17 protein-coding genes and 1 pseudogene are annotated in these 12,022 nt (G+C 31.1%); all 18 read right to left on the reverse strand.

Features of this window, described 5'->3' with window-relative positions; genetic code table 11:
• On the reverse strand, positions 1-615 hold a 615-nt coding region (locus tag PHC28_RS09225; RefSeq protein WP_300099088.1), incomplete at its 3' end, for a hypothetical protein.
• A gap of 4 nt (positions 616-619) precedes the next feature.
• Positions 620-979, reverse strand: coding sequence for a hypothetical protein (locus PHC28_RS09230; protein ID WP_300099091.1), 360 nt, complete (start codon positions 977-979; stop codon positions 620-622).
• A gap of 165 nt (positions 980-1,144) precedes the next feature.
• On the reverse strand, positions 1,145-1,576 hold the full coding sequence (locus PHC28_RS09235) for a hypothetical protein (protein ID WP_300099094.1): 432 nt from the start codon (positions 1,574-1,576) through the stop codon (positions 1,145-1,147).
• Positions 1,577-1,630: 54 nt separating this feature from the next.
• Positions 1,631-1,876 carry a hypothetical protein gene (locus PHC28_RS09240; protein WP_300099096.1) on the reverse strand — a complete coding sequence of 82 codons (246 nt, stop codon included), beginning with the start codon at positions 1,874-1,876 and terminating at the stop codon, positions 1,631-1,633.
• A gap of 24 nt (positions 1,877-1,900) precedes the next feature.
• Positions 1,901-2,071: a hypothetical protein gene (locus PHC28_RS09245; protein WP_300099098.1), complete on the reverse strand. Its 171-nt coding sequence runs from the start codon at positions 2,069-2,071 to the stop codon at positions 1,901-1,903.
• Positions 2,072-2,160: 89 nt separating this feature from the next.
• Positions 2,161-2,661, reverse strand: a complete 501-nt coding sequence (locus tag PHC28_RS09250) for a hypothetical protein (RefSeq protein WP_300099101.1) — start codon at positions 2,659-2,661, stop codon at positions 2,161-2,163.
• 11 nt (positions 2,662-2,672) lie between these two features.
• On the reverse strand, positions 2,673-3,131 hold the full coding sequence (locus PHC28_RS09255; RefSeq protein ID WP_300099104.1) for a hypothetical protein: 459 nt from the start codon (positions 3,129-3,131) through the stop codon (positions 2,673-2,675).
• A gap of 6 nt (positions 3,132-3,137) precedes the next feature.
• Positions 3,138-3,650: a hypothetical protein gene (locus tag PHC28_RS09260; RefSeq protein WP_300099108.1), complete on the reverse strand. Its 513-nt coding sequence runs from the start codon at positions 3,648-3,650 to the stop codon at positions 3,138-3,140.
• 15 nt (positions 3,651-3,665) lie between these two features.
• A complete protein-coding gene (locus tag PHC28_RS09265; RefSeq protein WP_300099111.1) occupies positions 3,666-4,703 on the reverse strand; it encodes a hypothetical protein in 1,038 nt (345 codons plus the stop codon).
• A gap of 57 nt (positions 4,704-4,760) precedes the next feature.
• The gene (locus PHC28_RS09270) at positions 4,761-5,327 is read right to left on the reverse strand and encodes an STM3941 family protein (RefSeq protein ID WP_300099114.1); all 567 of its coding nucleotides are present in this window, start codon (positions 5,325-5,327) and stop codon (positions 4,761-4,763) included.
• Positions 5,317-5,928, reverse strand: coding sequence for a hypothetical protein (locus PHC28_RS09275; RefSeq protein WP_300099116.1), 612 nt, complete (start codon positions 5,926-5,928; stop codon positions 5,317-5,319). Before PHC28_RS09275 ends, PHC28_RS09270 begins: the two co-directional genes overlap by 11 nt.
• 3 nt (positions 5,929-5,931) lie before the next feature.
• The gene (locus PHC28_RS09280) at positions 5,932-6,417 is read right to left on the reverse strand and encodes a hypothetical protein (protein WP_300099118.1); all 486 of its coding nucleotides are present in this window, start codon (positions 6,415-6,417) and stop codon (positions 5,932-5,934) included.
• 45 nt (positions 6,418-6,462) lie between these two features.
• Positions 6,463-6,990, reverse strand: a complete 528-nt coding sequence (locus PHC28_RS09285; RefSeq protein ID WP_300099120.1) for a hypothetical protein — start codon at positions 6,988-6,990, stop codon at positions 6,463-6,465.
• A gap of 87 nt (positions 6,991-7,077) precedes the next feature.
• Positions 7,078-7,725 (reverse strand): response regulator transcription factor, encoded by a 648-nt coding sequence (locus PHC28_RS09290; RefSeq protein ID WP_300099122.1) that lies wholly within the window; start codon positions 7,723-7,725, stop codon positions 7,078-7,080.
• 13 nt (positions 7,726-7,738) lie between these two features.
• Positions 7,739-9,478 (reverse strand): tetratricopeptide repeat protein, encoded by a 1,740-nt coding sequence (locus PHC28_RS09295; protein ID WP_300099124.1) that lies wholly within the window; start codon positions 9,476-9,478, stop codon positions 7,739-7,741.
• A gap of 361 nt (positions 9,479-9,839) precedes the next feature.
• Complete coding sequence (locus PHC28_RS09300; RefSeq protein WP_300099126.1) at positions 9,840-10,013, reverse strand: hypothetical protein; 174 nt, start codon at positions 10,011-10,013, stop codon at positions 9,840-9,842.
• 113 nt (positions 10,014-10,126) lie between these two features.
• Positions 10,127-11,518, reverse strand: coding sequence for a choice-of-anchor tandem repeat GloVer-containing protein (locus PHC28_RS09305; RefSeq protein WP_300099128.1), 1,392 nt, complete (start codon positions 11,516-11,518; stop codon positions 10,127-10,129).
• A 204-nt stretch (positions 11,519-11,722) separates the two neighbouring features.
• Positions 11,723-12,022: pseudogene (locus PHC28_RS09310) on the reverse strand (hypothetical protein); the annotation flags it as partial.

Raw genomic sequence — 12,022 nt, forward strand, 5'->3', positions numbered from 1 at the left:
TTTTCTAAAATCGGCTCGACTGGGTTTTAGTACCACAAAAATGGTGTCGTTGTTCTCTACATTAACATCAAAAGGAATTTTCAATTGATCCGTAATTTTCACAAAATCTTTCCGTGTGCCCAATTGTATGTATTTATTGTTTGAAAAATTAAATTTGATAATGTTTACCAAATAATTGCCGTCTATTTCCTTATTCAAAATCAAAGTCGATTTATAAATTTTTGAAGTTTCGTTTGCTGAAAATGAAAAAAGTGTGTCTAATTCTTCTGTTTCCCATTGAATAGTATCATTTTTCACAAAGGTTTTATAGGCTTTTTGAGTTGTTTTATCATAAACTATGTTATTTCTAAACTCAACATCAGGTAACGAATCCATTTGTTTTTTGGTAGCGTCAAAACTATTTACTTCGATTTTTATAACATACTTGGATTCGATTTTCAAACGATGCGAATAATCTCTGCCAAAAGTTCCAACATATTTATTTGAAAAACTAGTTGCATCCTCAACATCTATAGGTTGTGGTTCGTTGAAATAAATATAGCTATCTGTCAATCTATCATTTTTGCAAGAAAACAGAGTTGTAACTAAAACGAGAAAAGCAATTTTGATTTTCATCTTCTTATAAATTTGAGGTATCATATCCATAAATTTCTAAATTATGATTGACAAAGTATAGGGCTAAAAATCCAAGTGCAAATCCAACAAATAATGCGAAATAAAAATTCCTTTTTTCTTTTGAAGATAAATCCTGAATAGAAAATTTTCCTCCATCTGTAAATGCTAAAACATAAATACCCATTACAAATAAGGCTGGGCCAATTAAAATTCCTTTGAAAGAATAATAGATACTATTGCCTAGTTTACTATCTTCGAATGTTAAATATATATAATAATACATAGCGACTAACCCTATGAATATTAAGAATATACCACCTAATGATTTTTTTAAAATGGATTTATATTGATTTATATTTTTCATAAAACTAATTGTGAATGATATTGTTATCTGTTTTGAACTTAAAATAATGCTAATTAGAAAGAATTCTTTTGTTAAATTCTTTTCTCTTTTTTGAAAAAATATTCCGTAAATATATTAAATGAATAAATTGCACACCATACGTTATTTATCGTGTTTTTTATCAATTTAAAAACCTTCAAAAAATGTTAAAATAAAAATCAAAAACACTATAATCATAAATGTTTTGATAATTATTCTATTGGCTTTTTGCTTTTCCAAGTCAGTATGTTTCATAAATTTATTTATGTTTTTTATGAAATTTTCTTGACTTCCAACTGTTTTTGTAATGATAAAATAAATCAATGCAAATATTGGAATGGCTACAATTTTCCCAGTAGTTTTTCCAGAAAAATAGGCAAAATAATTATGGAATTTTTCTAAAAAAAATTGTTCAAAATTTATAGAAAAACAATATAAAAGCATTAAAACCAAAAGAATAAAAAGCGTTAAAAAAGCACTTAATAAAAGGTTTCCGTTTACACGACCTTTCATTCCGTCTTTTCCATTGGTTGACAATTCATAATATTGACTTCCGTACAAAGCTTCAATAAATTTCATTTTTTTTAAAATTATAAATCAAAGAAATAATAAAAACAAAAGTCATACAATACGCTATTTTTCGTATTTTTTTGAATTCTTTCTATCGAATTCCGTTGCCATATACAGTGCAATTTCTTTTGCTCCCATAGTTACAGGTTTTCCGGAATTCCAGACATTTACTGTGAAAGTAGTTGAATCTCCAACTAGTTTTCGTTCAATTTTTAATGAAGTTCCTTTTTGAAAATCATTATAATACGGCATATAAATAACGGAATCGTTTTTTTGCAAATCGCCACCAACTAGTTCAAATTTTCGCATTTCTAGAAAATGAGATGCTCGTTCTCAAACCATATCAGCACTGTCATTGGAAACTGAAAATGGATTTTTTTGATTGTTGTATTTTTCCATTATTACGGTATCTGTTTTAGAAGGAAAAACCGTTTTAATAAAAACTGGAACAACTAGTGCAAGTGCTATAAAAAGTAGAATACAAAAAGTGTGTTTAGGCTTCATTTGTAGATTCAAGTTTTTATATTCAAGCTTTTTTACAAATAATTACTTCAATAATTTGAGTGCTTTTTAAAAAAAACTGATTTACTTATTCATTCTTTTTTCTTGATGAATCTCAACAATTTAAAAGCTTTTCCGTTCCATCTATAATAGTATATTCCGTGCTGCGTTTCCGTTTCTGGGTTAAAACCACCACCAGCATATCCATAAATCACCAACAAGTTGCTATTATTTTTATATTCAAGCTTATCGTGTTCGCCCAACGACAATCCGCCAGCATAAACACCTTGCAATTCAACTGGGAAAAACACATTTCCTGTTTGAACATCAATAATAGCTCCTTGAGTACAACCGCTACCGCAACCCCAATAAGCCAGAATGTATTTCCCTGCAAAATTCACTTCAGCATTTGCTAAAGCATTTTTGAGATTAGTTCTGAAAAATTTAGCCTCTGAATGACTTTTTAGATTTACTTTCTTGGCTGTTTTCTTTTCAACTTTGGCTGGATATTGGCTATATTTTGGAGTGTTTTTTTGAGCGAAAGTAATCACCGAAAACATAGTGATAATGGATAGAATAAATGCCTTTTTCATTTTAAAAAAAACTATTGAATTAATAAATCCTTATCCTTTCCTAATGAATAATTTAGTGATGTCTTATACATTTCGATAGCACTTAATAATGATGTTTCAACAAAACCATCTTTTATCCAAAAATAATAACTATATTCTATTCTGTTTTTGGGTTCATTATAATTAGCTCTTACAAAAACAACCTCAGAATTGATTCTATTTACTAATTCCAAAGCCATTTTAGGAGTTGTTTTTGCAGATAATGAATAGGAACTATTGAGTAATAAAAAATTGTTTTCGGCATCTAAATCAATATAAATATCAATAGCATTATTGATTTTGAGATAATTATCTTTCATCTCTACGACTTCAATATCCGACATAGCACAAAGAATTTTAAGATAAGCTGGAGTAACTTCGGAAGCTTGTATCATTTGCTGGGCATTAATAGTCAATGATGAAAATACCAATAGAAAAAATATTTTTTTCATAAAAATCTATTTTAGCAATTCCTCTTTATCTAACGAAAAAGTGTACACATAAGCCAAACGATACATTTCGAGTGCACTTACCAATGATTTCTCGGTAAAACCATCTTTTATCCAAAAATAATATCGAAACTCAATTAGGTTTTTTTCTTCATCATATCCAGCTTTTATAAAATTGGTTTGCGAGTTTATGTCCGAAACCAATTCTTTTGCCTTAGCAACAGGAGTTTCCTCTTTGAGTGCATTGCTCCCATTAAAAATTAGAAATTGTTTATCTCCATCAACATCAATAAAAACAGGAATTTTCAAGTCATCGCCTAAATTGATTTCCATATAAGTTGGTTGCGTATTTATAACTTCAATTCCTTCTTTTTGAAATATTTTGTCCATTGTAGCTGTGAGATAATCATCAGCAAACAGCACTTTTGGAGCAGAAAAACTTGCCTTTGACGGCTCTTTTTTTTGCGAATAAGACATCGAGAAAAGAAACACAGAAAGCAGTATTACTAATTTAGTTTTCATATTGTTGCTATTTAGTTAGTTGTTTTGATCTGGAAGTTTTACAAAAACTCTTTTAAGTCCCTCATATCCTTCCATACCATTATCGATAATAGTTAACAGGAAAGCACGACTGCTTAACATTTGAACTTGGGCTTTGGCCAAATAACCCGAATTGTATGGCAATACCTCAATCAAAACTCCACCTTCTAATGTGTATTGCGAATCATATTCGGTAGTTATTTCTTTAAGATCTTGACTGTAAAATCGGTAATGAATAGTCGTATCATCGATAAAGGAAATCGTCATTGGTATAAATCCATCGGCTCCTCTTTCGTTATCCAATTCGGTGTACCAAGTTCCTTTTAAGGTTGATTTTTCTACTGGAATCACCTTTTGTTGCGCTGCTTTTTGTTTTGCCGAAAGAACATATTTTTTCCCATTAGCTTTTCTCCATCCCATTTTAATGGCTTCAACTCTTTTTGTTTTACAAGGATGATCTGAAAAATATTCCAAATCGCAATCAGGATGCGGAATTCCATTCATAGCCGCTGTTGCTTCAAGTTCAGTTGCACTCATCCTACCCAAGATAAAACCAGCAAATTCATCAGCTTCTAGTTCTTCCTTTCTGGTTTTTTCTTTGTTTCCACTACTTAGAGTATGACCGTTTAAATGATGTCCAATTTCGTGTGCCAAAATCATTGTGTTACTCCAATTGGTTTTTACATTTTTTGCAATTCCATCAAGAAAATCTTTGTCATAAACTATGTATCTCAAATTATCATTGTATAAAAGTGCTGCAGCATTTTTTATATTTGGACAAGGAATTAAAATAAAATTAGGCTTTAAACCTATTTGTGAAGTAATTGTATTTACCACTTTTTCAATACCATCGTTAGTCCTAAAACCATTAAATTGCACATTAGGACAAATATCTGAAGCAGCATTTTCGATCGAACTAAAAAAACAAAATCGAGCATTATTTTTATCTAAAGTTGCCCCTTTTTCAGCCACATTTTGAGCATTAATCCTTGCAAATATTGCAATCAAAAAAAACACTATAATTTTTGTTCTCATATTTCTATTTTTTATTTGATAAAATTACTGTTTGATTAAACCTAAAACCATACGTAATTATTCGTATTTTTTATGCAACGAAAACTCCTCAAATATTAAGTCATACAAGTCTTCAAAATCTATTTTCAATGTTTGTGGTGTGATGCATAATGGCGTTCCGTATATTTTAAAATTGGCTCGCATTATCTTGGCTTGATTAGGATTTGCTTTTGCAATATATTTTTCGGATTGGTTGGTTTCAAGCAAAATCGCCTTGGTTTTCCAAATTTCAATAACTTTAATTTCGGTAATATCCTTCCATTTTATCAAGCCGACACTGGTTCCGTTTGTATTATCGACAATTCCTTTGTTGGTAAAAATCAAACCTGGACTTTTATCAAAATATTTCGGAATGGTAAATATCAAGGCTAGTCCAAAAAACAATATAGAAGCTATTCCTAAAATTTGAATCAACAGCGGATTAAATTTAGTTTGCATTGTTGCGAAAGAAAAAACAAACCAAAATCCTAAAACTATAAATAGTATTGCTATAAAAATTGTGCTGATTACTTTAGTTTTATTTATTGGTATTTCTAAAGATTCACAATCATAATATAAATTTCTGTCTTCTAATTTATTTGGCATCTTGATGGGTTATTTCAATTTTAAACGTAAATGGATTGTATTTGAAAGTTCCTTCAACACTGGCGCAACAATCAGGATCTTCTAGTGTCCAGAGTTTATATGTGCCTGAAATGTCTTTGTTGAAATCAGTTACCGAAAAAATGGCTCGTTCTACATCTGTATTGGTTTGGCTATAAAATTCCGTTTCAATTTTTGATGCGATTTTATCACGAAGATTATCGTTTGATAAGAATTCGCTCCCGTCAGAATAAATGAGTTTCAAGAAATCAGATACTTCGTTAACTCCTACAGAACAACCGCAACAATCCCCTGCAGGAAAGTAAAGCAAAACATCATTTATTTTATCATTGTTTGCATCGAATGATCTCGTTTTTATAGAATCTTTTGGAAGTCCATAATATCGTTCTGGATTAGCTGCTGACCATTTATCAACATTTTCTTGACACGGTTTTCCTACTTCTCCATTGACAACTAATTCTTTTTTCCACTTCTCAATTTCAATTTTTATATTGGGTTTGTTTTCCTCTTTCTTTTGACAAGAAATAATTGAAAAAATGAATACAATTATTACTGCTATTTCTAATTTTACTTTAGTTTTCATTAGTTATTTCTTTATAAATTTTAATAATTTAAAGTCTTTTCCCGTCCATTCATAATACCAAAATCCTTCTTGAGTTTCTTTTTTATCATAACCAGCAGCTCCATTAATTATTAATAGCTTGCTGTTTTTTCTGAATTCTACCATTTCATAATCTTCAAGGGCAGGATTGTAACCTCGTGTAACCCATTGCAAGACAACAGGCAAGTAAACCGTTCCAGTTTGGGCATCAATTATGCCAGCTTGAATACAAGAAGTACCACAGCCCCACTGGGCTAAAATATATTTTCCAGCAAAATTAACATCTTCATCCGCCAAAGCTCCTTGGAGTCTGGTGCGGTATTCTTTGGCCTTTGGATGGCTTTTTAAATTGACTTTTTTAGCCGTTTTTTTCACGACCTTAACGGTATAATTTGAATAAGTTGGTGTTTTTTGAGCAAAGCTCATCATCGAAAATAAACCGATAATTAGGAGCGCAATTTGTTTTTTCATTGTGTTTGATTTTTACAAATAATGACTGTCAATTAAAAAAGTTTCTCATTGTCTGTACTTATTGTCATTCAAAATCGATTTTTGCCAATCAGACAATTCCATATCACTAAATTGATAGGCGTCCGCTAGATAGTTTTCTTTGCGAACTTCGCCACTTATCATATAATGTCCTTGATTGTCTTCGTCTGGATAAACCGAAAGTTTCACGTCTTCGAACGACCATTGCATTCCGTGAGTCAAATCGTCTTTAGACTGGACAGAATCGGTATGCAAAATAAATTCACCAGTATCAGGAGTAAGAATTCCGGAAACCTTCGCTACACTTTTATAGATTTTATTTTCTAATTTAAATGATGAAGTTAAAATTGCCGTGAAGGAATTATTGTTTTCGTCATAGACTAATTTTGTCAAGGTTGTAGACACATACAATTCACCTATTTTTCTGTCATCAAGCTGATAACGGGCAATGCCATTCCATTTTCGTTCCATTACGGTTTTGTAATTGGTTTGCGAAAAACCAAATTGAAGTGATGTTAAAATAATAAATAGCGAAAAGATTAATTTTATTTTCATAATTTTTGTGTTGATTTTTTAAATATTACAACACAAATGTAGAAGAAATGGTATTTGAATAAAATACGATAAAATACGTATTTTAAACTAAATTAATTTGTTATTTTTTGCTTTATGAATGGCTTCGAGCTTGTTGTGAACTTGCAGTTTTGTATAAATATTTTCGATGTGTTTTCGAATTGTTCCCACAGAAAGAAATAAATTTTCGGCGATAGCATTGTACTTTAAACCTTTGCTCAATTGTTCTAAAACTTCTATTTCACGAGCCGTCAAATTGTATTGTTCTGTGTTTGTAACAGCATCAAATGCCATCGGGTTTCTGAATAATTTAAGGGTTTTCAACGCGATTGAAGGCGTCATCGTTGCACCACCATTAAGTGTTTCAATAATTCCTTGATATAAATCTTTTGGGTTTACTTCTTTAAGCAAATATCCATCAGCACCCGCTTTTATAGATTTGAAAATATTTTCATCGTTATCAAAAACGGTGAGCATAATAATTTTGATTTGTGGGTGTTTTTGTTTGACAAGATTTGTTGCTTCAATACCGTTCATTTTTGGCATTTCGATATCCATTAAAATTAAATCGACATTGTGGTTTTTTTCTAATTTTTCGATTAAATCTAAACCATTTACAGCCGTAAACTTCAAAGAGAAATCCTCAAAAAAGGATAGTTTTTCTTGAACTGTTTTTATTAAAAATGAATTGTCATCTACAATAGCTATTTTTATCATATCCCATTATTTTTTAAATCAAAATTTCAATTCGAGTTCCTTCATTCGAAGATGAAAGATGAAATTCTCCTCCAATTTCTTCGATGCGTTTTTGCATATTTTTCAATCCATTGCCTTTTTCGACAGTTTTCTCATCAAAACCAATTCCGTTATCCTGAATGATGATTTTTATTTGATTTTCAACTTCTTTTGCATTTATGAAAATAACACTTGCATTTGCATATTTTATAGCATTATTTACGGCTTCCTGAATGGTTCTGTATATATTCATTCCTTGAACCGATGTCAATTTTTGAGTTTTCAAAACAGGATCAATGGCGAAAGAAAAACTAATTTGGTCTTTGGCTTCCTTTGCTTTTTCAATATAATTATTGATTCTAATTTCTAAATCTTCGAATGAAATTTCGTTGGAATTCATTGCCCAAATCGTATCCCGAAGTTCTACAATTGTATCTTTGGCAAAATTAGAAATATTAGAAAGTTTGTTATCTAATTTTCCATTTGTGATGTCGAAAGCATACTTAATATTATCTACTGATGAAATTATGAAGGTCAATTGCGCCCCAATATTATCGTGTAAATCACGAGAAATATTCAAGCGTTGTTCTTGCAATTTGTTTTGGTTTTCAATTTTTGAAATGGCTGATTTTAGCTTAAACTCTTGCACTTGTTGTAAGGTTTTAATTTTCTGTTGGCGGTAAATCAGGAACCCGATTAGGGCGATAAAAAAAGCTAGTACCGAAATCCCAAGTATTAGTATATTCTTTTGTTTGGCTTCGGCATCTTTTTCGAGTAAGAGTTTTTCTTTCTTTTCGGTATCAAATTGAATTTCTAACGCCGCAATTTTAGAGTTTGTTTCAATACTAAACAAGCTATCCTTATATTGACTAAATTTTTTATAATTGTACAACGATTCTTTGGCGTTACCTAATCTTTCATTGCTTTCTGAAATTGCTTTGAAGCAAGTTTTTGATAAATCTAAAAAGTTGTTTTTTAGAGCAATATTTAAACATTTTTGATAAAACGCAAGTGCGATACTGAACTTTTGCTGATTGAAATTTAAATCTCCAAAGTAAAAATAATTTTCTGCAATCCCAATCTCATCTTTGAGTTTCAGTCTTATTTTGAAGGCGAGATTTAGCAATATGGTTGCTTCATTATATTTTTTTTGTTTCAAATAAATTAAGGCAATATTATTGAGGCTGTATGGAATTCCGACACTGTCTTGAATTTTTTCTTTGATTATTAAACCTTTTTTGTAAAAAAACAATGCACTATCCTCTTCCTGATTCAATTCCTTAAGATAACCATAATTATTGTAAATGCTTAGAAGCGGTTTTTGGAAATTATTTTTTTCAGCAATAGTCTTTCCTTTTTGCATATAATAAATTGCTTTAACCAAATTCGTTTTCTTCATTCTATAACCTAATTCTCCATACTCTAAGGCTAATTTTTCTAGATTATTAATTTTTTCGAAAATCGCAATTGCCTTTAATGAATACTTTAGGTCACTTTCATATTTGCCGTCGTAATAATATACCAAACTCAGGTTGCTATAACTTTCAGCTTCACCCAAGCTATAATTCATTTTATTGGCGAGTTTTGCATTTAGTAAATAATCGTCAATAAGCGAAGCCGCTTTTTCTTGTCGTATTGCAAAAGGAATAGTATTGAGAGAATCGATCGATTTTTTAGTTTGACAAAATCCAACATTCCAACCAATTAAAATTAAAAAGGCAATTAGATTTCTCATAACAAAATCTCTATTTTCGTTCCGTTTTCATTAGATTGCAGTTCAAAAATACCGCTAATTTCGTTTATTCGATTTTGCATACTGATAGATTAATTATTTATTTCGTTCATTTATTGTTGCTATTAAATAGCTGTTCGATAGTCAGCTTCTTTGATTCAAATCAGTTATCTAATTAAACCATTTAAGCCATCTACAATGGCATTACCCACATTTTCAGTTTCTGTTGTAAAAGCATCCTTACGGCTGACTTGTTTTGATTGGCTTTTGTTGGCAAAAACATTAACAAGTTGAAAATAAAAAATAAAATTCCCATAAATTGTGTTTCAAAATTATTTAATAAATATAATAAAATATCTCGTACTTATTTTTTGGAATACAATTCTTCGAAAATATCGCAATTCAAATTAAAAATAGAATTATTTAAAGTTTCATTTGACGCTTTGAGTTTTGATCTTAAATCCTCGGATAGTTTTACTTTTTGATTTTGATCCTCAAGATTGGATTTCATATCCAAAATAATTTCTTCTAGAAGCATTACGCGCCTCTGGAAGTCTAAATTACTAATTTTGAAATTAACTATCAGCCCAAAAATCACAAAACAAAGTGCCCCTATTATTAGTATTAAGATGTAAACCATATTATTGTTTTTTAATTCACAATCAGCTTTTTGGCAGTTTTATTTCCATCTTTTTCTATTTCAAGAAGATAGATTCCTTTGTTTAAAGTTTGATTTGTAGTTGTAGATTTTAATGAAAAGTCTTTTACTTTTTGACCTAAAAGATTGTAAAGAATAGCCTTTGCACCCATTAAATTTTCATCAATTTCGATGTTGAAAGCTCCCGATGTTGGGTTTGGATAGATTTTAAAATCATTTTTCATTTGATTTTTAGCCATAGCCAATGTTGAAATTCCATATTTGAACAAGACTCCCGAAAAAGCATTTGTTCCACCTCCACCTGTCATTCCATAAAGCGATGTTCCCACGGAAATGAGCGACCCCCAAGGGTTCATCCCAGTTGTTGTGCCGCCAAAGTCTATCAGTTTTGTAAAGCCTGTTCCATTGGGTGCTATTTTAAAAAGGGTTCCCCAATTGTCAACACCTCCGGCAAAGGTCATTCCATAAAGAAATGTTCCGTCGGAAAACAACGAGCCATAAGGATATCTTCCCTTTGCGGCTCCATCAAAGTCTAATAGTTTTGTATATCCTGTTCCTGCTGGCGTTATCTTGAAAATGGTTCCAAAACTCGTTGAACTGTTTGTACCGCTGCCAGAGGTCATTCCGTAAAGATAAGTACCGTCTGAAATTAGTGCCCCATAAGGATTTCTTCCGTTAGTAATGCTGTCAAAGTTCAAGAGTTTTACATATCCTGTTCCATTAGGCAATATTTTGAATAGAGTTCCAAAATTATCCGAACCGCCAACGCTCGTCATTCCGTACAGATAAGTTCCATCATACAAAAGAGAGCCTCTGGGGTTTCTTCCGTTTGACAGACCTGCAAAGTCCAATAATTTTGTATATCCCGTTCCATCAAACTTTATTTTGAACACGGTTCCCATACTGTTAGAGCCTCCTCCAAAAGTCATTCCGTAAAGAAAAGTTCCATCCGAAATAAGCGAACCCCAAGGATTGCTGCCGTTTGCCGAATCTGCAAAATCCAAGAGTTTTGCATAGCCTGTTCCGTCTGGCATTATTTTAAAAATAGTTCCCAGATTGTTTGCGCCACCATTGACCGTCATTCCGTAAAGAAAAGTCCCATCCGAAATAAGATTACCGTAAGGATTGCTTCCGTTTGTAGTCCCTGCAAAATCCAATAGTTTTGCAAATTCAGTACCATCAGGTTTTATTTTGAACACCGTTCCTAAATCGCTTGTCCCACCGATGCTGGTCATTCCGTACATAAAAGTACCATCGTAATAGAGAGAGCCATAAGGATACTTGCCTTTAGCTGTGCCGTCAAAATCCAATAGTTTGGTATATTGGGCAAATAAATTGTTGCCAATGCTTAAATAAAACACGAGGAATAGTAGTAGTTTTTTCATTTTGAAAAATTTTAAAAATTATAAGTCAAAATTAGGAAGAGATTAAAAACAAAAAAATACGATGTTTTTCGTATTTTTCTATTAATTATGCTAATTAAAGGTTGAATTTTAAACTATTGATTTATAGAACAGACCTATGAGGTTTTAAAAACCTCATAGGTCTTGAAGTATAGAAATATTACATTTTATTAAACCTTGATTAACTTAATTCTTCATCAGAATGTTTTTTGGGATTTTTATTCTGCTGATTGATGATTTCCCCTCGGTTACTCGAGTAAAATAAAGCATTTCGGTAGTTTCATCATAAAAAGGAGAGCCTTCAAAACTATCACTATTTATCTTGTCACCAAGATTTATGGGTTCTGACCATTTTTTCCAAGTGTCGTCTAATCTGTAAGAAACATAAATATCATAATTGCCGTAACTGCTAAATCCATTACTACTATAAAGTAAGGTTTTGTTGTCTGAAAGCAATTGAGGCATTCCTTCATCAGCAGCGCTGTT

The sequence above is a fragment of the Flavobacterium sp. genome (genome assembly GCF_028712645.1).
In the GTDB taxonomy this organism is placed as follows: domain Bacteria; phylum Bacteroidota; class Bacteroidia; order Flavobacteriales; family Flavobacteriaceae; genus Flavobacterium.